The 24,706-nt window shown below is 37.2% G+C and carries 20 protein-coding genes and 1 pseudogene; 11 read left to right on the top strand and 10 right to left on the bottom strand.

Features of this window, described 5'->3' with window-relative positions:
• Positions 1-26: 26 nt before the first annotated feature.
• From LRP83_RS13670 to LRP83_RS13645, 6 genes are all read left to right on the top strand, one after another.
• Positions 27-1,202: an ABC transporter substrate-binding protein gene (locus LRP83_RS13670; protein WP_230497260.1), complete on the top strand. Its 1,176-nt coding sequence runs from the start codon at positions 27-29 to the stop codon at positions 1,200-1,202.
• 79 nt (positions 1,203-1,281) lie between these two features.
• Positions 1,282-2,157 (top strand): branched-chain amino acid ABC transporter permease, encoded by an 876-nt coding sequence (locus tag LRP83_RS13665; protein WP_230497259.1) that lies wholly within the window; start codon positions 1,282-1,284, stop codon positions 2,155-2,157.
• Positions 2,158-2,169: 12 nt separating this feature from the next.
• Positions 2,170-3,114 (top strand): branched-chain amino acid ABC transporter permease, encoded by a 945-nt coding sequence (locus tag LRP83_RS13660; RefSeq protein WP_230497258.1) that lies wholly within the window; start codon positions 2,170-2,172, stop codon positions 3,112-3,114.
• A gap of 1 nt (position 3,115) precedes the next feature.
• Positions 3,116-3,904 (top strand): ABC transporter ATP-binding protein, encoded by a 789-nt coding sequence (locus LRP83_RS13655; RefSeq protein WP_230497257.1) that lies wholly within the window; start codon positions 3,116-3,118, stop codon positions 3,902-3,904.
• Positions 3,897-4,604 (top strand): ABC transporter ATP-binding protein, encoded by a 708-nt coding sequence (locus LRP83_RS13650; protein WP_230497327.1) that lies wholly within the window; start codon positions 3,897-3,899, stop codon positions 4,602-4,604. Before LRP83_RS13655 ends, LRP83_RS13650 begins: the two co-directional genes overlap by 8 nt.
• A gap of 199 nt (positions 4,605-4,803) precedes the next feature.
• Positions 4,804-6,273 (top strand): multicopper oxidase family protein, encoded by a 1,470-nt coding sequence (locus LRP83_RS13645; protein WP_230497256.1) that lies wholly within the window; start codon positions 4,804-4,806, stop codon positions 6,271-6,273.
• 70 nt (positions 6,274-6,343) lie between these two features.
• Here the strand turns inward: LRP83_RS13645 and LRP83_RS13640 are convergent, their stop codons facing one another.
• Entirely contained in the window at positions 6,344-7,387 is a 1,044-nt protein-coding gene (locus LRP83_RS13640; RefSeq protein WP_230497255.1) for a F0F1 ATP synthase subunit beta, read from the bottom strand.
• A gap of 233 nt (positions 7,388-7,620) precedes the next feature.
• On the opposite strand from LRP83_RS13640, the gene LRP83_RS13635 reads away from it, so the two are divergent.
• Positions 7,621-8,100 (top strand): methylated-DNA--[protein]-cysteine S-methyltransferase, encoded by a 480-nt coding sequence (locus tag LRP83_RS13635; protein ID WP_230497254.1) that lies wholly within the window; start codon positions 7,621-7,623, stop codon positions 8,098-8,100.
• Between the two features lie 73 nt (positions 8,101-8,173).
• On the opposite strand, the gene ahpF is transcribed toward LRP83_RS13635, so the two are convergent.
• The 4 genes from ahpF to LRP83_RS13615 form a co-directional block, all read right to left on the bottom strand.
• Positions 8,174-9,703, bottom strand: coding sequence for an alkyl hydroperoxide reductase subunit F (gene ahpF / locus LRP83_RS13630; RefSeq protein WP_230497253.1), 1,530 nt, complete (start codon positions 9,701-9,703; stop codon positions 8,174-8,176).
• 14 nt (positions 9,704-9,717) lie between these two features.
• Positions 9,718-10,281, bottom strand: a complete 564-nt coding sequence (gene ahpC / locus LRP83_RS13625; RefSeq protein WP_230497252.1) for an alkyl hydroperoxide reductase subunit C — start codon at positions 10,279-10,281, stop codon at positions 9,718-9,720.
• Positions 10,282-10,515: 234 nt separating this feature from the next.
• Positions 10,516-10,935 (bottom strand): cupredoxin domain-containing protein, encoded by a 420-nt coding sequence (locus tag LRP83_RS13620; protein WP_230497251.1) that lies wholly within the window; start codon positions 10,933-10,935, stop codon positions 10,516-10,518.
• A 200-nt stretch (positions 10,936-11,135) separates the two neighbouring features.
• The gene (locus LRP83_RS13615) at positions 11,136-11,867 is read right to left on the bottom strand and encodes a LysM peptidoglycan-binding and 3D domain-containing protein (protein ID WP_230497250.1); all 732 of its coding nucleotides are present in this window, start codon (positions 11,865-11,867) and stop codon (positions 11,136-11,138) included.
• 536 nt (positions 11,868-12,403) lie between these two features.
• Between LRP83_RS13615 and LRP83_RS13610 the strand changes: the two genes are divergently transcribed.
• Both LRP83_RS13610 and LRP83_RS13605 read left to right on the top strand, forming a co-directional pair.
• Positions 12,404-13,432 carry an acyltransferase gene (locus LRP83_RS13610; RefSeq protein ID WP_230497249.1) on the top strand — a complete coding sequence of 343 codons (1,029 nt, stop codon included), beginning with the start codon at positions 12,404-12,406 and terminating at the stop codon, positions 13,430-13,432.
• A 74-nt stretch (positions 13,433-13,506) separates the two neighbouring features.
• On the top strand, positions 13,507-14,766 hold the full coding sequence (locus LRP83_RS13605) for a DUF445 domain-containing protein (RefSeq protein ID WP_230497248.1): 1,260 nt from the start codon (positions 13,507-13,509) through the stop codon (positions 14,764-14,766).
• Between the two features lie 411 nt (positions 14,767-15,177).
• Here LRP83_RS13605 and sleB read toward each other — a convergent pair whose 3' ends face one another.
• Positions 15,178-15,897: a spore cortex-lytic enzyme gene (gene sleB, locus LRP83_RS13600; protein ID WP_230497247.1), complete on the bottom strand. Its 720-nt coding sequence runs from the start codon at positions 15,895-15,897 to the stop codon at positions 15,178-15,180.
• A gap of 208 nt (positions 15,898-16,105) precedes the next feature.
• Between sleB and LRP83_RS13595 the strand changes: the two genes are divergently transcribed.
• Positions 16,106-17,155, top strand: a complete 1,050-nt coding sequence (locus LRP83_RS13595) for an LLM class flavin-dependent oxidoreductase (RefSeq protein ID WP_230497246.1) — start codon at positions 16,106-16,108, stop codon at positions 17,153-17,155.
• Between the two features lie 441 nt (positions 17,156-17,596).
• Here LRP83_RS13595 and LRP83_RS13590 read toward each other — a convergent pair whose 3' ends face one another.
• From LRP83_RS13590 to LRP83_RS13580, 3 genes are all read right to left on the bottom strand, one after another.
• Positions 17,597-18,211 (bottom strand): LysE family translocator, encoded by a 615-nt coding sequence (locus LRP83_RS13590; protein ID WP_230497245.1) that lies wholly within the window; start codon positions 18,209-18,211, stop codon positions 17,597-17,599.
• A 198-nt stretch (positions 18,212-18,409) separates the two neighbouring features.
• On the bottom strand, positions 18,410-20,005 hold the full coding sequence (locus LRP83_RS13585) for a serine hydrolase domain-containing protein (protein WP_230497244.1): 1,596 nt from the start codon (positions 20,003-20,005) through the stop codon (positions 18,410-18,412).
• 123 nt (positions 20,006-20,128) lie between these two features.
• Positions 20,129-21,391, bottom strand: coding sequence for an MDR family MFS transporter (locus LRP83_RS13580; RefSeq protein ID WP_230497243.1), 1,263 nt, complete (start codon positions 21,389-21,391; stop codon positions 20,129-20,131).
• A 369-nt stretch (positions 21,392-21,760) separates the two neighbouring features.
• Here LRP83_RS13580 and LRP83_RS13575 point away from each other — a divergent pair, with 369 nt between their 5' ends.
• Positions 21,761-22,927 carry a TraB/GumN family protein gene (locus LRP83_RS13575; protein WP_230497242.1) on the top strand — a complete coding sequence of 389 codons (1,167 nt, stop codon included), beginning with the start codon at positions 21,761-21,763 and terminating at the stop codon, positions 22,925-22,927.
• Positions 22,928-23,249: 322 nt separating this feature from the next.
• On the opposite strand, the pseudogene LRP83_RS13570 reads toward LRP83_RS13575, so the two are convergent.
• Positions 23,250-23,879 (bottom strand): annotated as a pseudogene (locus tag LRP83_RS13570) (YitT family protein); the annotation flags it as partial.
• Positions 23,880-24,706: the final 827 nt, after the last annotated feature.

Below are 24,706 nucleotides of genomic sequence, written 5' to 3'. Positions count from 1 at the left end.
ATTTGAAAACAAGGGAGAAGAATAGGATGAAGAATAAGTTTGCTAAAATTGCGATGGCTTCTACTTTAGTAGCTGGTATACTTGCTGGTTGTGGAGCAAAGGAAAGTTCAGGTGGAGGAGCTAGTGATAAGATAAAAATTGGAGTCAACTTAGAGCTTTCTGGTAATGTTGCTTCCTATGGTGAATCACTAGAAAAGGGAATTGATCTTGCTACTGATGAGATTAATGCAAATGGTGGAATTGATGGCAAGGAAATTAAGCTAATTAAGGTAGATAATAAATCCGATTCAGCTGAGGCTGCAAATGCTGCTATAAAATTAACGAGCAAAGATCAGGTAACAGCCATTATTGGGGCAGCTACTAGTGGAAATACCGTTGCTCAAGCTCAAATTGCCGATAATACAAAAACGGTCGTATTAACTCCGTCAGGAACAAGCCCAAGTGTAACAGTTGGAAAGGACGGGAAGGTTAATGAATTTGTTTTCCGTACTTCTTACATTGACCCATTTCAAGGAACAGTTGCAGCCAATTTTGCTGCTAATGATTTAAAAGTAAAAAATGCTGCTATTTATGCAGACAGCGGTAGTGATTATTCAAAAGGACTTGCTGCATCATTTAAAGAAACATTTGAAGCGGCAGGAGGAAGCGTCGTATCAGAAGAAGCGTATGTAGGGAAGGATACCGATTTCCGTGCTACGTTAACTCGAATTAAATCAAAGAATCCAGAATTCGTATTTATCCCTGGTTACTATGAAGAAGTTGGATTAATCATTAAACAAGCACGTGAATTAGGACTTAACGTTCCATTCATGGGTGCTGATGGCTGGGATTCACCAACATTAGTAGAGTTAGCTGGTGCGGATGCTTTAAATAACACTTATATTACAAACCATTACTCTTCTGAAGATCCAGATAAGAAAATCCAAGAATTTGTAACGAAATTTAAAGATAAAAATAAGGGCGCAGCACCAAATGCCTTCAATGCCCTTGGCTATGACACAGTTTATCTATTAGCAGATGCGATTAAACGCGCTGGAAGTACAGATTCAACTAAGATCAAGGACGAATTAGCTAAAACTACTGATTTGTCCCTTGTAACGGGTGTTGTTAGTATAGATAAAAACCATCATCCAATAAAATCAGCAATCGTTTTAGAATATAAAGATGGAAAGCAAGTGTTTTTCACAAAAGTTAATCCTTAAAAAATTTAAAGGTGAGATGGGATTATTTCCATTTCACTTTTTTAATCAGTTTACTTTGTATATAGAGGAGTGAGAATGGATGGAATGGCTACAGCAAATCATAAACGGTATTTCACTTGGTAGCATTTATGCCCTTATAGCACTTGGTTACACCATGGTTTATGGAATCATTAAATTAATTAATTTTGCTCATGGTGATGTTTTTATGGTTGGTGCCTTTGTGGGATTTTATGCTATTACAGGCTTTGGATTAGGTTTCTTCCCAGCACTTATATTATCAATGGTCATTTGCGCTATATTTGGAGTGCTAATTGAACGAATTGCTTATAAGCCACTAAGAAATGCAACGAGAATAGCTGCATTAATTACGGCAATCGGTATGTCCCTTCTTATTGAATACGGAGTTATTTATGTTCGTGGAGCACAACCAGAAGCTTATCCGAATGTTTTACCAAACACTACTATTAATGTTTTTGGCGCTCAAATTAGTAGTCAGTCACTATTTATCCTTGGGATTTCAGTTGCACTTATGATTATTTTACAATTTATTGTTCATAAAACGAAAATTGGGAAGGCCATGCGCGCCGTTTCTCATGACATGGATGCGGCAAGGTTAATGGGAATCAATGTTGATAATACGATTTCAGCTACATTTGCTATTGGATCTGGATTAGCAGGGGCTGCAGGAGTGATTTTTGGGGTGTACTATACAAAAATTGAACCGTTAATGGGTGTTATTCCTGGGTTAAAGGCATTTGTTGCCGCTGTATTGGGGGGAATTGGTATCATTCCTGGGGCTATGGTTGGAGGGCTCTTACTTGGCGTGATTGAATCCATTGTTAGTGCGGCAGGATTTTCACTTTGGAGAGACGCAGCAGCTTTCGTCATCTTAATCTTAATTCTAATCTTCAGACCTTCTGGTATTTTTGGTAAAAATACAAGAGAGAAAGTGTAGGTGAAACAGACTATGAAGAAGGCAAAAAGTTTTTGGCTTTTTATTATTCTAGCCGTTTTTGTTTATGGACTTATCCAATTTCTATTAACCTCTGAAGTATTAAATCCATACTATCAAAATATGTTTATTGTTATGGCCATTAATATTATGTTGGCAGTTAGTTTACACTTAGTCATTGGGATTACTGGTCAATTCTCGATTGGTCATGCCGGATTTTTAGCTGTGGGAGCTTACGTATCAGCTATTTTTACCATGAAACTAGGATTACCTTTTCCAATAGCCTTACTAGCTGGTGGGGTAGTGGCAGCACTAGCAGGTCTAATTGTAGGGATACCTAGTTTACGATTAAAAGGTGATTACTTAGCCATTGCTACATTAGGTTTTGCTGAAATTATTCGTATTGTATTTTTGAATATTGAATATGTAGGTGGAGCTGCCGGATTACAGGTTTCCCATCTTACAACTTGGACAAGTACGTTTATAATGTTAGTCTTAACGATTTTGATTGTTGTTAATTTCACGAATTCTAGACATGGGCGTGCTTGTATTGCGATTCGAGAAAATGAAATAGCGGCAGATGCGATGGGAATTAATACTACCTATTATAAGGTAATTGCTTTTGCCATCGGTTCATTGCTAGCAGGCATTGCTGGCGGTTTATATTCTCATAACTTTTACATCATTCAACCGACAAACTTTGGGTTCTTAAAAAGCTTTGATATTTTAATTATTGTTGTTTTAGGTGGACTTGGAAGTCTATCAGGTTCAGTTATTGCTGCGATTCTTTTAACGGTCATTTCAACATTCTTGCAGGATTATCCAGAAACTAGGATGATCATTTATAGCCTTGTTTTAGTGTTCGTCATGATTTTTAGACCTAAAGGATTAATGGGAACTCGTGAAATTACAGAGTTTTTTGGTCTAGGTAAGTGGAAATCCTCGAAAGGAGGTAATTAAGGTGGCAGGTCAATCTTTACTTCAAATTAAAAATGCCGGAATCCAATTTGGGGGACTAAAAGCTGTTTCTGGCTTTAATATGGAAATCAATCAGGGAGAGCTCATTGGTCTGATTGGGCCAAACGGGGCTGGAAAAACGACTAGTTTTAATCTATTAACAGGAGTTTATGTTCCTACAGAGGGAGATATTTCCTTTAATGGTGAGCGGTTAAATGGACTTGCACCCTACCAAGTTACCCGGAAAGGTATTAGCCGTACCTTTCAAAACATACGACTTTTTAACGAATTATCTGTGTTGGATAATGTAAAAGTGGCCTATCATTCCTTAGCTAAACATTCGATTATCAGTTCGATTTTACGGCTTCCTTCCCATTTCGCTGGGGAAAAGGAGATGGAAGAAAAATCGCTTGAGTTTTTGAAAATTTTCCAATTAGATCGGTTTAAAGATGAAAAGGCAAAAAACTTACCGTATGGTCAACAGAGAAGGTTAGAAATTGCTCGTGCCTTGGCAGCTGGGCCGAAGTTATTATTACTTGATGAACCGGCAGCGGGGATGAATCCTCAAGAAACACACGAATTGATGGAGTTAATCGCCTTTATCCGGAATCAATTCAATTTAACGATATTATTAATTGAACATGATATGCAATTGGTTATGGGAATTTGTGAAAGAATTTATGTTTTAGACCATGGACAACAGATTGCGAACGGTACACCGGAAGAAATCCGAAATAATCCTAAAGTAATCGAAGCATACTTAGGAGAGGAGGTTCATAGTGACCATGCTTAAAGTAGATGATATTAATGTTTATTACGGTAATATACAAGCTTTAAAAGGGGTTTCTCTCGAAGTTAAGGAAGGGGAAATCGTCACCTTGATTGGAGCAAATGGGGCTGGGAAAAGCACGCTTCTTAAAACCCTCTCCGGTTTACTAAAGCCAAAGTCAGGAACGATACACTATTTGGATGGTTCTATTTCAGGTAAGGCTCCTCAATCCATTGTTAAAACCGGAATTTCTCATGTTCCTGAGGGACGCAGAGTGTTCGCGAACATGTCAGTAGAAGAAAATTTAGAGTTAGGTGCCTATTTAAGAAAAAACACAAAAGAAATTCGAAAAGATATGGAACATGTATATGAGCTTTTTCCTAGACTTCAAGAACGTAGGAAGCAAATATCTGGTACGCTTTCTGGTGGAGAACAACAAATGCTAGCGATGGGAAGAGCGATTATGGCAAAACCAAAGCTTCTTTTGTTGGATGAACCATCAATGGGCTTAGCCCCTCTTATGGTTAAAAATATTTTTCAAATTATTGAAAAAATCAATCGTGAAGGAACGACCATTTTGCTTGTTGAACAAAATGCTAATATGGCCTTATCCATTGCTGACCGGGCATACGTGATTGAAACAGGAAAAGTAGTAGTTTCTGGGTCAGCTTCAGAGCTTCAATCAAGTGAACAAATCAAAAAGGCCTACCTTGGAGGGCATTAGTAAAAATCCCGTTAGAGTAATCAATCTCTAGCGGGGTTTTTTTATTTTTTGATTAAAGTGCATGTTTAAGAGTAAATGCCTCAAACCAAGTTACCAAAGTTTGCTTTATTGATATTTTAGTATATTGTGTTTATCATTGATTTGTAGGATTTAAACTGGTTAAGGCGTATATTTCATATAAAAGAGAGATGGTCAGGAATTGAAATCATATAATAAATTTATTCTGATGCTATTTTTATTACTCATTTTAGGATTGACAGGTTGTGGGGATAAAACCGTAACAAATGTAGGGAAGTTAGATTTTGAAAATCCATTAAACATCCCAGAACTTCTAGAACCTACTATTGGAAGTGATGGAGCGAAACAGTTTACATTAACGATGCAATCAGGAGAAACTGAATTTTTACCTGGGAAAAAGACGGATACTTGGGGAATTAATGGCTCCTACCTCGGTCCAACAGTCAGGGTTTCAAAAGGCGACCAAGTAGCCTTTAATGTCGTAAATCATTTATCTGAAGTCTCAACCCTACACTGGCATGGAATGTTATTACCAGCAGTGATGGATGGAGGACCGCATCAAATGATTGAAGCAGGAGAAACGTGGAAACCCAATTGGACCATAAACCAACCTTCTGCAACTACCTGGTATCACCCTCACCTACACGGTAGCACAGTACGACATGTTTATCGTGGTCTTGCAGGGATGTTTATTATTGATGATGAAGATTCGAAAAAATTACCTTCTGATTATGGTGTAAATGATATCCCTCTTATAGTACAAGATAAGTTGTTTACTAGAGATGGTCAGTTATCAGAGGACAATCAGACGACCTTTGGTACGCTTGGCGATGAGATCCTTGTTAACGGAACGTATGACCCTTTTCTAAAAGTAACAGCTAGCCAAATTCGCTTTCGTTTGCTTAATGGTTCAAATGCAAGGGCTTACCATTTTGGATTTACGGATGATCGTTCGTTTCAGCTTGTAGCAAATGATGCTGGAATCCTGCAAGAGCCAGTCACATTAGATCGTGTTATGTTGAGTCCTGGAGAACGTGCAGAGATTGTTGTTGAATTTAAGCCAGGAGAGGAAACGATCCTTCACAGTTTCAATGGTGGAGCTGGTATTGAGAATGGTGAATTCGATCTGTTGAAAATAGTTGCAGCCTCTAAATTGACAGCTTCAACTGCAATAGACGGGCAACTTTCTACTGTACCACCAATAGATGCACCAAAGGATGCTATGGTACGTCAGTTTAAGCTATCGATGGAGTCCGATATTAATGGAAAAAAGATGGATATGTATCGAATTGATGAAGTTGTGCCAGCGGGTACCCGAGAGATATGGGAAATTAATAATTTTGGCTGGTCTCATAACTTCCATATTCATAATGCGGCATTTCGCATATTGGACATAAACGGTAAGGAGCCTTCAGAGTATGAAAGAGGAAGAAAGGATACAGTATTTATTCCTAATGGAGGAAGAGTTAGAATTGCAGTCGAATTTGGGGACTATTCGGACCCTAATCACCCGCTCATGTATCACTGTCATCTTTTAAGGCATGAAGATGATGGTATGATGGGGCAATTTTTACTTGTTGAACCTGGTACAGAATCACAAGTACCAATGGAACTGCCTAAAGATAGTTCTGGAACTCATAATCATCATTAATAACATTTAGGTGACTATCTCGAGAGATAGTCACCTAAAATTTGTCCCATAGTATGCCTCTAAATCTTTATCAAAGCTTACCGATAAAATCTAGTACTTTTATATCCTCAGAATCCATGACTCCGTCTAATATTTTTCGAACATCATGTAAGGTATCTTTTAGTTCTACTGATTCACCCTTTTTTCCGGTGTAAGGCTCTGCGACATAAAACGGCTGAGTGAGATAGGCTTCTAACCGTTCTCCTCTGTTATAAGTTTCTAATTCAGTTGAAGGAATCGCATCTAACCCTCTCACATTGACTAAAGAGCGAAGTTCTCGATAGCGGCGTAACAGTTTTTGGGCTCTCTGTTGAATAAATAAATGGTTTTGATCTAGATGAGCGCCTTCCAATACGGAGGAAGTCGAATAGATTGGGTTTACGGCAGGGTAACGGTGTCTTGCTGCGAGATCCATGTCAAAATGCCATAATGTTTCTAATGGCCCATATGGAAGGTCTTCATCGACCACTTCCCCTTTTAAATCAAGAAGGAAGGTAGTGACTGGTTTAATAGCTTCATCTTGTAATTGCTCTTGAAGTTTATAAATTTCACCTGTTAAAACATGAGAACGATCAGCTGTGAAAATAACGTCAGTCTTCTTTCCTAAAACAACCGTTTGTTCTAATGCCTTTTCGATAGAATCTACCACTACATCTACATGATCAATGATGTCATTCAATTCAGGATGATTAGCCTCTGGCTTTAGTAAAAGGATGGAATAGCCTTCTTGCTTAAGTCTGTAGAACATCTCACCTAGCACGACGAGCTGGCCCATTCCAGGACGAGCTACTAAACCAACTGTTCCCCCTTTTGCAATGGGTGCAAATAAGTCTAATGTTTTTACTTTTGTTTCAATCATCTCCACCGTCTCTCCTTTCAAAATCAACTCATCTAAACTACATTGGGCTAATGATGCAAGAGCAACTAAAGTTCGGACTTCAGAACGACCGATTGGAATTTTTCCTGTACAAAGATTGGAAACAGTTGCAGGACGTAAGCCAATGGATTTAGCTGCACTTGTAAGATTGGGTACTCTTCTTCGTAAAAGCGAAACATTTAATCTCAAATTTTCCAATATTTCCGCCTCCTTACTCTATATGGTAATATATGTTACGCTAGAAAGCAATAATTTGTTACTCTATAGAGTAATTATTTTTACGTATGTACATTTTTTGTTATCGCAAGTAACGAAATGGCTACTTTTAAAACATATTTCCATTCACAGCTTAGAACCTTATAATGAAAATAGAGATGGTTTAGAAAACTTTAAACAGAAGTGAATAAAAACCTAAATAGGGAGCTACTGATATGCAAAAATTAGATTACGATTCACCAATTGGAGTTTTGGAAATTGTGGGTACAAATAAAGCCATTTATTCCATTATGTTCGCTGAACATGATAAACCAGTAAATAGTAGGAATGATAAAACGGATCAGGTATTAGTGGATTGCTATAATCAGTTGGATGAATATTTTAAAGGGGTTCGACATGAATTTTCATTTCCTTTTTTCTTTGAAGGAACAGCTTTTCAAAAAGAGGTATGGAACGCTTTAACAAAAGTACCGTATGCGAAAACGGGATCCTATAAAGATATTGCTGTTTCTATTGGGAATGAAAAAGCGATTAGAGCAGTAGGAAGTGCAAACGGTAAAAACAAGTTAAGTATCGTTATTCCTTGTCACCGAATTATTGGTTCAAATGGAAAATTAACAGGCTATGCAGGAGGACTTTGGAGAAAAGAATGGCTGCTTCAGCACGAAAGATCACATCTAAAAAAAGATAGCTAAAAGGAATGTAAAAAGCTGAAACGATGAGAAATCGTTTCAGCTTTCATTTTTATAACTGTATGTCCATTGTCCATTAATTTCTAATTAGATAATCAAAGGCACCTAAGGCAGCAGTAGCACCTGATCCCATAGAAATAATGATTTGCTTATAAGCACTATCTGTACAGTCTCCTGCAGCAAACACTCCAGGAATGTTCGTAGCACCATGCTTGTCTACTATGATTTCACCAAATCGAGTACGTTCAAGTGTGTCGCCTAACCAATCTGTGTTTGGTACAAGGCCGATTTGAACAAATACACCCTGCAGTTCAATGTGGTGAACCTCCTCAGTTTGACGGTCAATGTAAGAAATACCATTTACTTTGTCAGTGCCAGTGATTTCTTTTGTTTGAACGTTCTTTAGGACTGTTACATTAGGAAGACTGTTTAGACGATCTTGAAGTACAGCATCAGCCTTCAGTTCAGGCATAAATTCAAGAACCGTTACATGTTTCACAATACCAGCAAGATCAATGGCTGCTTCAACACCAGAATTACCGCCGCCAATAACGGCTACGTGTTTTCCAGAAAACAGTGGACCATCACAATGTGGGCAGTATGCCACACCTTTGTTCTTGAACTCCGCTTCGCCTGGGACGCCAACATTACGCCAGCGGGCACCTGTTGAAAGAATAACAGTTTTACTCTTTAAAACAGCACCGTTTTCAAGTTCAAGCTCGATGAATTCCTTTTTTTCTAAACGATTGGCACGCTGTAAATTCATTACATCAACGCCATATTCTTTTACATGTTCTTCAAGACTTGCTACAAGCTTCGGACCTTCTGTATATTTCATACTAATAAAGTTCTCGATACCCATAGTATCCATCACTTGGCCGCCAAAGCGTTCAGCAACAATACCTGTACGAATGCCTTTACGTGCAGCATAAATGGCTGCACTTGCACCAGCTGGTCCGCCACCTACAACAAGCACATCGAATGGTTCTTTATCAGAAAGCTCGGATGCATCTGTACCAGAACCCATTTTTGTAAGGATTTCCTCAATTGTCATCCGACCACTGCCAAAGCTTTCTCCATTTAGAAAAACAGTTGGGACTGCCAAGATGTTCTTGCTTTCAACCTCGTCTTTAAAAGCAGCCCCATCAATCATTGTATGAGAAATACCAGGATTAAGAATGCTCATTAAGTTCAGAGCTTGTACAACATCAGGGCAGTTATGGCAGCTTAAGCTGATATAAGATTCAAAGTGATATTCACCTTTAATCGCTTTAATTTGATCGATTACCTTTTGCTCTACCTTTGGCGCTCTTCCGCTAACCTGCAAGAGAGCTAATACTAATGAAGTGAATTCGTGTCCTAGAGGAATACCAGCAAACGTTACTCCAGTGTCTTCGCCGATACGATTCACACTAAAGCTTGGTGTTCTTTCTAGCTCTGTTTTCTCAACCTTAATGTTAGATGACATACTCGCTAGTTCGTCTACTAAAAGCAACATTTCACGAGATACGCTATCGGTTCCTGCACTAACTTTGAGAAGGACATCGCCCTCCATCAATTGAAGATACTGGGATAATTGTGCTTTTATATCTGCATCTAGTAACATTTTTATCCTACTCCTTAAATTTTTCCTACAAGGTCAAGACTTGGCTTAAGTGTTGCAGAACCTTCTTGCCATTTAGCTGGGCAAACTTCACCTGGATTGTTGCGAACATATTGTGCTGCTTTAATTTTATTTACAATTATGCTTGCATCACGGCCGATACCGTCTGCATTGATTTCCATCGCTTGAACGACACCGTCTGGGTCAATGATGAAAGTACCGCGTTGTGCAAGACCTTCTTCTTCATCAAGTACATCAAAGTTACGAGAAATCTTTTGTGAAGGATCGCCAATCATAATATATTCAATTTTACCGATTGTTTCTGAAGTGTCATGCCATGCTTTGTGTGTGAAATGAGTATCGGTAGAAACCGAATATACTTCAACACCAAGATCCTTTAGCGTTGCATACTCGTTTTGTAAATCTTCTAATTCAGTAGGGCAAACAAATGTAAAGTCTGCTGGGTAGAAGCAAACTACACTCCATTTACCTTTGAGGTTTTCGTCTGAAACAGTGATGAAATCTCCGTTTTGATACGCTTTTGCAGTGAATGGTTTAATTTCTTTTCCTATTAATGACATTAGTAATTTCCTCCTTAAAAGTAGGTTGTGAGAATGAATCACAACAAATATTAATAATTAAATTATAATAATTCTAATACAATGTTTATTATTATATAAAACCAATTGTTTTGTCAACGGTTTTGCACAAACTCTATCAAGACAAAAAAAACTAGCAATTTCCTTCCTAGAGAAATGGATCAATTTTAGGAAGGAAATGGCTAGCTGAAGTTGATTGGTTTAACCCCTAGTTTACTAGTCTACTATTTTTAGTGTCACTTTCATTGCTTCATGGTCTTCCATAGCGCCACAAATGGTTGAACAAATTAATTCGTATTCACCTGTTGTATCAGCTGTGAATTCAGCTGGAGCGTCTGCAGTTAAGTTAATTCCTAAATCTTCATTACTAATTGTATGCATGCCTTCTTTATTCACTAAATTAATTTTGACCGCTGTTCCCTTTTTTACAACCAATTCTTTATCTGAAGAGAATTCCCAGTTAGATGCATTGATTGTGAATTCTTGTACATCCCCTGTTGCTTCAACTGCTTCATTTTGCCCGGCAGATGTTTCTTCACTAACTTCTTTTGTAGTTGCTTCTTCCTCTGCTCCTCCACAAGCTGCTAAGCCTAATGTTAAAGCACCTGTTAATAAAAGAAAGCCAAATTTTTTCATTGTATTAATCTCCTTTATATTGAATATTTTATTTGAAAATTTCTTCTGCTCCTTTATCTTAAAGATATCCATCATTACTTTCCTTGACCCAAATCAAGGAAAGTAATGAAAAGTTTGTGTAATTGGTGATTGCGTAAAAAAATAAAAAAACACCGCAACCCATGATTCATAAGGATTACAGTGTTTCTCAGATTGATAATCTAGTTTAATATAGTTACTTTCAAACGTTTTACACCAAAATTAATGGCAGCTTTTTTTGTGGGAATAAAGACATCAATTCGTTTGCCTTTAATTGCTCCACCTATATCTGCCGCGATAGCTTTTCCATAGCCTTCTACATGCACTATAGTACCAAGCGGTATGACAGACGGATCAACCGCGATAATCTTTTTATTCGGATTCGCTTTTAGGTTAAATCCCGTTTTCGTTATACCTGTACAGCCCTTACACGATGCTGTATACGCTGTGGCTTTTACAGTTATCACCTTTGTGCTTTTCTTAGGTGTTTGCACTTTTGGCGTTGATACTTTTTTAACCGTTGTAGAGGATGGCTTTATTGTTAAAGTTTCTTTCGAAATATCATCAAAGATTAATAGTTTTTTTCCTGGACGAATAATGTTGGAGTTTAATTTATTCCACTTCTTCATTTGTTTTACGCTAACTTGGTGATCTTTGGCGATGTTCCAGATAGTGTCACCTTGTTTAACCGTATAAACCTTTTTCTGTTCAAGCTCTAAAACTTCACCAGGCTTAATCACATCAGAAGTAAGCTGATTTAATTTCTTAATCTCTGTTACAGAAGTATTATGTAGGCTAGATAGTTCAGATAAGGTATCCCCTTCTTTTACTGTGACAGTTGCAGCCTGTGCATTAGCACTTACAGTTCCTGAGAGTACAGCAACTGCTAGTAATGTTTGTATTTTCTTAAGCATTCTTTTACCCTCCATGTTCTTTGGTTGCTAATTTTCATAATCGTAACATGGAATTTTGTGAAACAAAGAACAGGGAGATGTTAGTTCGGTTACATTAATGGCAATTATATTGCGATAATATTTCTAATCTATTGAAGAATATCGTCCTAGTAATCCTACTTAAAACGCCTGAAGTCCAGTAGTATGACCTTTGAAGTGTAACACCTATACATTACATGAATGTTACTAAATAAGAATCTTATGCTTTTAAAATTGTAATTTCTAACATTGTTACCAGTATTTTTTAAGAATTAAATGTTTGCCTTTTTTTCAATAACAAATATGTCTAAGAACTTTTCGGTCCTTGACGCATATTTCTCTCTTTACGAACTTGAAATATAATAAAAATACGTACATTATCAACATGGAGTTAAAATAGAAATTTATGGTAGAATATAAGTAGATTATTATTTATAAATGGATTCAGTCGGTATAGTATTTCTAAAAGGAAGACAATGTAGAATATACAGATTGAATCCCAATTTGAGGGGTTTTTTATGAAAGAGAATGTAAAGGAACAAATCATTTATATGGATTTTTTAAGGGTTTTTGCTGCCTTTGCTGTCATCGTCCTGCATGCTGCTGCACCACTACTCAAAAAAATGGCTGAGGGTGAAATGACTCTATTTATGCATGGAAACTTAATTGATAGCGCTACAAGATGGTGTGTGCCTATTTTCTTTATGATCAGTGGTGCACTTCTCTTGAATTCGAAAAGGGAATTTGATTTAACCTTTTTTCTGAAAAAGAGATTTGATAAAATACTAATTCCCTTTTTGGTGTTTAGTGTCATTTATTTTTATATTAATAATAAAGGCTTTGATATTACGCAATTTATCCTTAAATTTGCCAACAATGCGATTGCTGGGCATTTGTGGTTTTTTTATGCCATGATTGCGGTTTATCTATTTTCGCCCGTATTAATTTTATTTGTGAAACATTCTTCCCAAAAGATTAATCTATTTGTTCTTCTCGTATGGTTTTTCTTTTGTTCTTTATTTCCCTTTTTGAATGGTATAATTCCGTTATTAAAAATTAACTTTTTTGGCCCATTTGGAATTTATTTAGGATATTTTTTACTAGGCTATGTGCTATTCACTAAAGATTTTTCAAGGATGGAAAGGCTGCTGATTTATGTTTTAGGCTTGTTAAGCTATTTTATTACCTTCTATGGGACTTATTATTATACCCAAGAGCAAGGTGGTACTTTCTTTCCCATCTTTTATACGTATAATTCTCCTAATGTATTATTGATGTCCATCGCGATTTTTATATTTTTTAAATACAATTGTAATTTCAAAATGAAAAATACAAAGGTACTAACAAAAATCAGTTCATTAACCTTTGGCGTTTATTTAATCCATCCGTATTTTTTAGGTATCTCTATGAGAAACACTCATTTTAACTTTTTATACAATGATCATTTACTTATTACAATACCACTTATAGGGATGACGGTTTTTGTAATTTGCCTTATTCTGTCATATATCATTTCCATCATACCGATAATTAAGAAGGTCATATAGCGCTTAATTGCAGGTAGCCTTGTATTCTGTTATGTTAAGGTAAAGTTATCCAAAATTACTATTTGAGGGAAGTTATGATGAAAAAACGAGAAAGAAAATCAAAGTATTTTGCAAAGATTTCATTAGTGGTTATGGGTGCAGGATTTCTCATCACTACTTTTTTTCAGGACCATTTCATTGGCCGACTATTACAAGGAGGTTTTGAGGCTGGACTTGTAGGTGGACTGGCAGACTGGTTTGCTGTTACAGCCCTATTTCGCCACCCTCTTGGTATTCCAATTCCTCATACGGCATTACTTCCAAAAAATCGAAATCGTATGATTCGGGCTTTAATTTCGATGCTTGAAAATGATTGGCTGACGAAAGAGAGCATTCAGGGAAAAATTAAACAGATAAAATTTACGGACAAATTATTGCAAATCGCTAAGAAGGAATTATCGACAAATAGTCTAAATAAGGCAATAGGTTCGCTGTTATTTGAGGCAGTAAGCCAGGCTAATCTAGAAAAGTTAACCCCATTTATAGAAAAAGAGTTAAAGAGAAATATACGTTCTATAAACGTGACAGGTTTTCTGGAGTCGATGGTTCATCAAGTTATCAATAAAAAATTAGATGAAAAAGCTTTGGATTATGTTCTAGTAGAGACTGAAAAGTGGATGGAAAAAGAAGAAACAAAGGTGAAAATCGGTATTATGGCGAAACAATTGCTAGATAATACAGAAGCAGATGGCTTTTTAAAGATGGCGATTAATTCCTTCAGCAATTTAATAAACGCTGAAAAGCTTGGTAATCTCCTTCAACCCTTTATCCTGAAAAGAATCGTCCTCTTACAAGAAAGTGATAATCCCTATCGCCATCTGATTCTTACGCGAATTCGCAAAGAGTTAGTAAGTGTGCAAGATAGAGAAGAGCTGTTAGCGGCAATCAATGATTGGAAAGAGTCGCTAATTAATAATTGGAGCCCTGCCGAACAAATTACAAGGATTTTAGAGCAGCTTCAAAGTAAACTACTTCTTCTTACCGAAGATGCAGAATTTATTGATAGGTATGTGCTTTCATTTATTAGAAATCTTTTAGATAAAATGGAAGAGACGCCTGAAAAAATCGACAGCATTGAAAATTGGATTCAAAAACAAATTTTCCATTTTATCGATCATAACCATGCCAAAATTGGTATTCTAGTTAAAGAAAACCTGGAAAAATTAGATAACGAAACGCTTATCGATTTAATGGAAAACAATATCGGTAAGGATTTACAGTGGATACGAGTAAATGGAGCGATTTGTGGTTTCTTTATTGGAATAGTCTTAACGATTTTCCAAGCAATTGTGTAAGGTAATGGCTTAAATAAGAAAATAATAAAAGCCCTTCTCAATTAGAAGGGCTTTTATTTGAATGTGACCTCTCTTTGATGCACTAATTTTATTGAAAATAGTCCTTCGTTTTCCTTTATTTCCAAGTATCCAGAATCGTATTTATAATAGACAGTATAGAGTTTACCTTCATAAATTACTTCTTCATTGATGATTTTTGACCCCTCACCTTCGGAAACATTGGTATTTTACCTAATTATAATATAAGAAGGAAATTGGTTAGAAGGTCAAATTACCTGATTATAGAGGAGATTTCTAGCTTATTCTAGTATTATCATGATTATCCTTAATGAAATATAACTCTAGGAATATTTTCTTACTAGGAAGGACTGAGGTGATTTGGAAAGAGCAAATCGCCTTAGTCCTTTCCTTTTATTTGCAAAATATATGTTTTCCGATTTGTTTAATCTGTGGTCGACTCCATATCCACTTATTAGTGGCGGTAGCAGGGTTGAAATAATAAATAGCATTACCGGTAGGATCCCATCCATTTATGGCATCTATCACGGCTTTCTTTGCCGTTTCGTTTGGTGTCAAATTAATCTGACCATCTGCAACTGCTGTAAATGCACCTGGTTCATAAATAACGCCTGCAATCGTATTTGGAAATGAAGCACTTTGAATACGGTTTAAAATAACTGCGGCAATCGCCACTTGACCTGTATAGGATTCACCACGCGCTTCACCGTATACAGCTCTTGCCATTAGTTGGATATCATTTTGAGAGTATCCGCTTGGTACAGTGGTACCGGTACTACCTGATGTACCTGGCTTTACATATTTTGTTGCTCTCACAAGCATGGCCTTTGTTTTAGCACCTACAATTCCATCGACAGGAAGTCCAAATTGATATTGGAAATTTCGTACAGCCCAATATGTATTCCAGCCAAATACACCGTCAATCTTACTTTTAAAGTAGCCATTATAAGTTAGACGTGATTGCAGCTCAATGACATCTTCCCCTACAGAGCCTTGGCGAAGCACTTGATTTGAAAATGCTTGTACTTCTGTATTTTGTCCGCCGTTGGCTACAAACAAAACAGAAAGGGTAATAGTAATGAGGATAATCATTGAAAGTGCTTTCCTCTTCATGAAGTACCTCCCTATGAAAATGATAGTATTCTTTTATAATCTTCTATTTATTAACTAATTATGTGAAAAACAAGGCCATATATTTAACTGGTGACTAAAGTACTGGAAACTTGAAAAAGATTGTAGGAAGCTTCAATATAGAGATATTAACTTTCAAAAGATTACGTCTGTCGTGTTAAAAATGGATGTGAGATAGGAGGAATACTTAGTGGAAATAGGTATAAGTACGTTTGTAGAAACTACACCAGATGTTCAAACAGGTGAAGTAATTAGTCATGCACAGCGACTTCGTGAGGTAGTGGAAGAAATTGTTCTAGCTGATCAAGTTGGGTTAGATGTTTTTGGTGTCGGAGAACACCATCGTGAGGATTTTGCAGCCTCTTCTCCAGCACTAGTATTGGCTGCTGCTGCATCCCAAACGAAACGAATTCGGCTAACAAGTGCTGTAACAGTGCTGTCTTCTGCTGATCCAGTACGAGTATTTCAAGATTTTGCTACACTTGATGGAATTTCAAATGGAAGGGCAGAAATCATGGCTGGTCGAGGTTCTTTTATCGAATCGTTTCCGTTATTTGGGTATGATTTGAGAGATTATGATGAACTTTTCGATGAGAAGCTCGACTTATTATTAACATTACAAAAATCCGAAAAAGTGACTTGGAGTGGTAAGCATCGTCCAGCGATTCACAATCTAGGCGTCTATCCGCGTCCCGTTCAGGACCCTTTACCTGTATGGATTGGAAGCGGAGGTAACACACAATCTGTCATTCGGGCAGGTATGCTGGGACTACCGCTTGTGTTGGCGATTATCGGTGGACGTCCGGTCCAGTTTGCACCGTTAGTTCAGCTTTATAAGAGAGCCGCAGCTCAAGCAGGCCATGATATTTCCAAACTGCCGATTGCCTCACATTCTCACGGTTTTATTGCAGAAGACAGCCAAACAGCAGCAGATAAATTTTTCCCCCCTACCCAACAAGTCATGAATGTACTTGGTAAAGAACGTGGATGGGGTCCGTATGACCGTGCTAGCTTCGATCAAGCACGTAGTTTTGAAGGAGCGCTGTATGTAGGTGATTCAGAATATGTTGCTGAGAAGATCATCCATCTTCGTAAGAATGTTGGAATTACACGCTTTATGCTGCATGTACCAGTGGGTTCCATGCCTCATGAAGATGTTATGAAAGCCATTGAACTGTTGGGTAAAGAAGTAGCTCCACGGGTTCGCGAGGAAATTGCACGGTGGGAAGCGGAACAGTAAGGACTTTTAATACGAAGAACCCTCCCATCTAATGGCGTAAACCGTTCCGTTTTGAGGCGCATATCTTATAAATGGCAATGAAAAAGGCGTGCAATCTGACAACAGATTTGACACGCCTTTTTTAGTTATGATGGGTTCTTTTGACACTAAAGAGCGAATCCTCAAGGAACAAGAGAAGGGAGTCAGCACGTGGTGATAAATAAGCGGAGAAATTTCCCTTAATTACGAAATAACACTGAAAAATAGCTTATATAGACGGAAGGATTCCGGCTATTTACTCAAAAAACGTCATAATGGATCATTTCGCTTTGCTTAACCGGAAAAACTCCGCTTATATCCCCGAACCAAGCCCTATTTGGCAGTTTAACCGAAAAACCTCCGCTTATTTTAAATACCCCTGGTTACTAAGAAATGTCCTAATAATTGACATCCCAATTAAGGTTATTCTTGTGTTTGTAAAGCTAACTTTAATCCCAAACCAATGTACACGATACCGACTACTTTCTCAAGCCATTTTGTACTTTGGGTAGATTTAATGATTAACTTGTTACCTAGTGTGCTGGTTAGAAATACTAGGATGGTAGTATAGATTATACTCATTAATACAAATGTTAACCCAAGTAATAAAAGCTGAATGGTCACGGGAGTGCTGTTATTCTGTACAAATTGGGGTAGAAAAGCTAAGAAAAATAATGAAGTTTTAGGGTTTAGTAATTCAATCAACAAAGCCTGATGAAATGAACCATTGGTCTTTACATTCTTCCCAATTGGCTTCTCAACCTTTTTAGATTTATCAATTAAAGTACTAATGCCTAAATAAATTAAGTAGGCTGCCCCTAGATATTTAACGATTTCAAAAGCAAGGGCCGATGTCATTAAAATAGCCGATAGTCCAAGAACGGAAGCACAAGTATGTAGCAAGTCCCCAACTGCTATTCCCAATCCTGTTACAATTCCATTCTTCTTGCCACCTTTAATAGTTTGAGAAATGGTTAAAAAAACAGCAGGACCTGGGATTAGGAATAACAGAAGTACAACGACAATAAAAGTTCCCACGAACAACACTTCCTTTCCTACTAAAAAAAGCTGCTTTAACACTATCATTTTCAACCACTGTCACTAAATGAATGATAATAAAAATTCGTGCTCACGTTGCAACCATACAGCAATTGTAAAGAGGGCTTCAATCCCTTTAACATAAGTAATAGCTAAAGTGCACAATTAATCAAGAGAAACCTGTGTACTTTAGACTTCTTACTGAATTTTTTTAGGGTAACGCCATGCATAGTCAAATTCTAAGTTAACAATTCCTTTTATCTCTATAAAACGGATTAGACCGAACTCCTTGGTTAGAAATAAATTCTTTTCAATTGCCCGAGCAATCAAATTGGTACTCATTTGATGGTCCCTGATGATGAAAGACTCACCTTGTATAAAAGTTTCATATGTTTCTCTTCCATCACTGAAAATGCCAACCCAATTTTGCCAATCAGTGGGGTTCTGTATGTATCCCTGTTTGAATTCCGGGCATGCCTTGCTGTTTACAACGATAGATTTAATGGTTTGATCTGCCTCATAGGTTGGAAAACCAACAGTGAATTGGGCTTTATCGCTATCGTCCTTAGCAATATAAGTATCTTTGCTATGCTGTATTAATTCAAATGACTGTTCATTGTGCTTCATATATGCTTTTCCTGAACATTCATAGAGTTCAAACAGTCCGTAATAGCTATGTAAATATGAGCCTTCAAATATAGGATAATAAAGTTTGTCTGAATGGGTTACGTCTATTAAACCCATCTCATCATTACTTTCTTCCTTTAGTAACTCGTCAATAATCTCATATCCAGCTTGGAAGATATTTTCCCCATTCGCCAATGCAATAACGGCAATTCCCTTTTCTGGAACAAGAATAAACTGACTTGAATACTGATGGCTATATTGCCCATAATGCCAGAAACGTTCGACACCATCTTTTTTTTCTTGAAAAAAAGTGATCCCGCAACCAGCGTCATTTAAGGTGTACCATCTACTCTGCTGATTTCTCATCTCTTTAACCAAAGATGAACTAAGAATTTGTTTGTTTGAATAAAAGCCTTCTTGGAGATGGATCTTTGCGAAATGGATAAGATCCTGTATCGAAGAAAAGGCATAATAAGACGGATAACTTGCCGAGTGATCATAGAATTGATGTGATACGGTTAGATTGCCATTAATGTCTTTATCATGAGGTAAAGCCAATGGATAGGTCATAGCTCTTAACGGATTATAAGTTGTTTGAGACATTCCTAAAGGGTCGAAAAGCATTTCCTGCATAAGTGAAGAAAATGACTTATTGGTTACATGCTCTGCAATGTACCCCGCGATATTTAGCGCATGGTTGCCATAGGAATAAGCAGTACCTGGGTGAAAAAGTATAGGTAATGTTGGTACAACTTCCTTCATGTAATGATCCAATCCAGATTCCATGTAATGGATGCTTATGTCACCGCCGGTTGGTAGACCAGATGAATGAGACAATAGCATACGAATCGTAATAAACTTAGAAAGCCTTTGGTCCTCTGCTGTAAACCAAGGAACATAATATTGAACGGGTTTATCCAAATCGATAAGATCTTTTTCCACTAACATCATCAAAACAGTCCCAGTAAGAAGTTTACTTACAGATGCAATACGGAAAAGTGTATTAGAACGAATTGGAACTCCCCATTCCTCAACAGTAGTACGACCATACCCTTTAGATAAAATAACCTCATTGTTTTTAATAACAGCAACTGCTGCTCCAGGAATGTTATTTATTTTCATAGATTGATGGATTATCTGATTAATATTTTCTAATAAACCTTTCATATAACTAGAGCTCCTTCTATAAATGTTCGTAGTTACTAAACCTTGGAAAGAGTAGAAGTAATACTATAACTTCTACTTTTTATATTATACACATATTTTTCCATTTTAATAATGGGGGAATGTTCACTGAATGGCTTTTTTCTCAAGCTGTTTCATATTAGGGATGTTTTGGAATAATTTCAGATAAATAAGGATACTGATTAAAGTACATAGAAAGATGAATCCGAATACTCCTACTGCTGGTAACCAAGTAGAAAGAATAAGGGTCAATGGTGAAAAGAAACGTCCGATTGAGAACTGCAGATTTGACGCTCCCATATACTGGCCTCTAGCATCCTCAGGTGCATACTTGCTTACAAAGCTACTTGAAACCGGCCCATTCAAAATCTCTCCAATCGTGAAAATGATCACGAATCCAAATAATAACCACACATTCGTCGTTAGTCCGACTAAAAACATGCCAAGTCCAAAGAGGAAGGAAGAAAGAATGAGACTATTACGGTCACTCCAATGTTCAAACCATTTGGTTACAGGGATAACACAAAGAACGAACATAAGCCCATTCAAGCCCATAATCCAGCCGAACACCTCCATACTGCTAAGCTCAAAGGACCAATCCTTCCAAGAGAATAGTGTTTGGGCAGGGACATAATCTTCCACATAAATGGCCAAATACATATTCAATTGACGGAACGCTATCGTGACAAAAATACCAGCTAGGATATATAGAGCAAAGACTTTATCGAAAAAGATAACCCGATAGTTTTTCCATTGTTCCTTAAAGATGGAGCTTAATCTAGTAGAGTGGTCTGGTTTTCTAGCTGATTCGGGTACAGTCTCCCGAATCAAAAGTAGGATAGCAATGAAATAGATCAGGGTAACAAATGTACAAGTCCAAAGCAGTTCACTCCGATATTGAAAGAAAAAAACAGAGCCAAGCAAGGGCCCAAATACACATCCAATATTCATCGCAGTAACAAAGGTGGCGAAAACCTTTCTTCGATCCTTCTCCGGTGTAAGGTCTGCTACCATAGCATTGCTGGCAGGATGATAAATAGCTCCTCCTAGGCTAATCCCGATATAGGCAACATAATCGACCCAATCTGATATCGATAAGGCAAATAAGGCGAACATTCCTGTTTGCATAAGTGCGCCATATAACATAGTTGCACGGCGGCCTAAGTGATCGGAAAGGTAGCCTCCAAGAAGACTTCCGACGATTCCAATCAGTGGTGGAATGGACATCAGTAAACCTGCAATGGTTATTCCAAATGTTTTGCTAAAGTACAAGGTCAAAAACGGAAAGTACATCCAAAATAATGTATTGTAGAGCGCCTCACCAACTAGTCTGACTTTAAGATTAAGATCCCATGATAGAATTTTCAAGCTTGAAAATCCTCCTTTTATTAGTTTCTCGGCCAAGTAATGTAATATTATAAGATAATTCAAAAAATAAATAGACTTATAATATTCTTTGTTTTATACTAATAATATGAGGGGCGGGAAATGCTACCCCTTGTTTGAACGATGACTTTTTTTGTATGTGACACTGAATGTGTCTTTTTTTGTTTGAAAATAATCATTTATTGTAATTAAGTGGAAATACATGAATTATTCGAAAAGAAAAAGACTGAAAATGAACGACTAAAAGTGTATAATTTTAAATAGACAAAAAAAGAGGCAAGCTGATTTTTCAGTATTGCCTTTTTTTATAAAGAATGTAATTGAAAATATGTTTTCTAAAGGAAGTAGATTATGACAGAAGAGAATATAACAAGAATTCATTTGGATGGTAAGGAATTCATCTTAATTGGTACCGCTCACGTTTCGAAACAAAGTGCTGAGCAGGTAAAAGAAGTTATTGAACGGGAGCGTCCTGATTCGGTTTGCATCGAATTGGATGAACAACGCTATAAGTCGATTATGGAAGGCAACAAGTGGAAGGAACAGGATATTTTTAAGGTCATAAAAGATAAAAAGGCAAGCTTGCTATTAATGAATTTGGCGATTTCTTCGTTTCAAAACCGTTTAGCGAAGCAGCTTGATACAAAGCCGGGTCAAGAAATGATTCAAGGTATTGAGTCGGCGAAAGAAACGGGTGCTGAGCTTGTGTTAGCTGACCGAAATATCCAAATAACTTTTTCCCGGATATGGAGTAATGTTGGTTTATGGGGGAAAGGTCAGCTTCTGACATCGATTATTTATAGTATTTTCAATAAAGAATCGATTTCAGAAGAAGAGCTTGAGAAAATGAAATCAAAGGATACGCTAAATGCAATGCTTGCTGAAATTTCTGAGGCATTTCCAAAACTTAAGAAACCATTAATTGATGAACGAGACCAATACTTAGCTCAAAAAATTAAAGAAGCTCCTGGTGAGAAGATTGTAGCAGTACTTGGTGCAGCGCATGTACCAGGGATCACAAAAGAAATACACAAGGAACATGATTTACAAGCTTTAAATAAAACGAAGCCAAAGTCTAAGGCACCGAAAGTCCTTGGTTGGGTGATTCCAGGGCTTATCGTTGCCATTATAGTGGCTACCTTTTTCCTTAATCCATCTGCAGGGATGGATCAAGCGATTAGCTGGATACTCTGGACTGGAATATCGGCAGCAATTGGAGCTGCACTAGCCTTTGGTCATCCACTTGCAATTTTGTCTGCCCTATTAGCGGCACCGATTACGGCCTTACATCCACTGCTTGCAGCCGGTTGGGTATCGGGGATTGTTCAAGCTTATTTTGATCGTCCGAGCGTGCGTGACTTTGAAACGTTATCTGAAGATGTTTTTTCCATTAAAGGCTTTTGGCGTAATAAAGTGACGCGGGTTCTGTTAATGGTCGTACTGACAAACATAGGGGGATCACTTGGTACGTTGATAGGTGGCGCTGACGTGATTCGTTTGTTCTTCCATAATTTGTAAACGAGATTACACATGGGTAATGTAATGCACACGAGAGAAGTTCTCGTGTGCATTTTTATTTAGGTAAGGTGGAAGATTCCTATTATAAGGGTCAAAAAAGGGTGTACCAGCAAACAAACTGTCCTTCACAAGCTTGATGAAGGACAAAACTCATGTGGGAAAGAGTAAAATGTCCTTCACAAGCTCGATGAAGGACAAAAGTCGTGTGAGAAAGAAGTAAACTGTCCTTCATAAGCTTGATGAAGGACGGACTCGTGTGGGAATTAAACGAAACTGTCCTTCATAGCATTTGCATCCTCCAATGGGAAGTTGAATTTTAATGAAACCTTTTTATCGTGATATCCATCATCACAGAAGCAATGTAGTAGGCAAATAAGGAATAAAGAGCTTTATCCCAACCGAACACAAACCCTGCTGTACTAAAGATAAATACATTTAAAAACATGACAATCGTTCCGACTGAAAAAGGGGATCTTTTATTAATTAAAATCCCTAAAATTTCTGTCCCATCTAACGACCCACCATGTCGAATGACCATTCCTACCCCAACTCCTAAAAAGATTCCTCCAAACAGTGAGGCAAGAAGCGGATTATCTGTGGGTACAGGTACATTATAAAGAATTAGTGTCCCTACCGATAACATGCTGATCCCAAATAACGTTGTCACCACGAAGTTCTTACCGATTTGCTTATATCCAAGATAAAGGAATGGCAGATTTAAGATCAATAGAAATAATTCTAATTTTATGCCTGTTAAAAATGACATCATTATCGAGATCCCAACAATTCCCCCATCAATAATCTTATTTGGCACTAAGAAAATCTCTAACGCTAGAGAAACAAATAGAGCACCTATAGTTACAAAAAGGGAACGTAAAAGAAGCTTGAAGATCAAGCTCGATGGCTTGTTTCGCTCTAGTTTTACATTTCCTAACGGGAGGAACTTAAGCATCATAAAAGCGGGCAGAATAAACCCTACTGTTCCTTCAATAAAGGCAACCACGCGAGACCAGCCAAATGGAATAATGTAACTATAGCTATCTGAAAATAAGGTTTTTGCACTTAAATGTAAGGAATTTAGTAATTTATCAGAAAGTAATATGGTAGGGTCATTTATTGAAAAGCGATTGATTAACGGACCTAACTGAAAGATATCTAATAACAGGTAGATCAAACTGAATGTGATTAGGACATTGATATATAAAAATATAAAATTGGTAAAAACATAAAACTTTTCATTTCTACTTAGTATTGAAGGCATCCAATCGCTTCCCTTTCTTAAATGGACAGGTTGTTACAATTGTATGAATTGAATTTCAATATTAATACAAGGCGTGATGAAAATATATGAACTCGTTATTTGGCTATGTGATATACGTACCATTTGAGAACTCCTATTGGCATTGATTTCTGGGTAAGATGAGATAAATAGAGGATTTTTACTAATGCGGGATATCATGTGGTTACCTTTACGGTGATGGGATTAATATTGGAAATGTGGCGGGTAATTATAGTGAACAATTGATGATCGCCGCCTATCCCGCACATATCTCTGCCTTTTCCGCGCATATCGCTGATTATCCCGCACATATCCCTGCCTTTTCCGCGCATATCGCTGATTATCCCGCACATATCCCTGCCTTTTCCGCGCATATCGCGAGAACGTCTAAAATTTTGTGTAAATGGTTATACTTGCCAATTAAGGAGATGATCAATTATGCAAAAATTTTGGGATATGACAATTAGGGAATTAGCTAGTCAATGTGAAACAGTTGATGA

Origin of the sequence: Pseudoneobacillus rhizosphaerae (assembly GCF_917563885.1) — a bacterium.
Taxonomy (GTDB): Bacteria; Bacillota; Bacilli; order Bacillales; family Cytobacillaceae; genus Pseudoneobacillus; species Pseudoneobacillus rhizosphaerae.
This window is presented reverse-complemented; position numbering and strand designations above follow the sequence as displayed.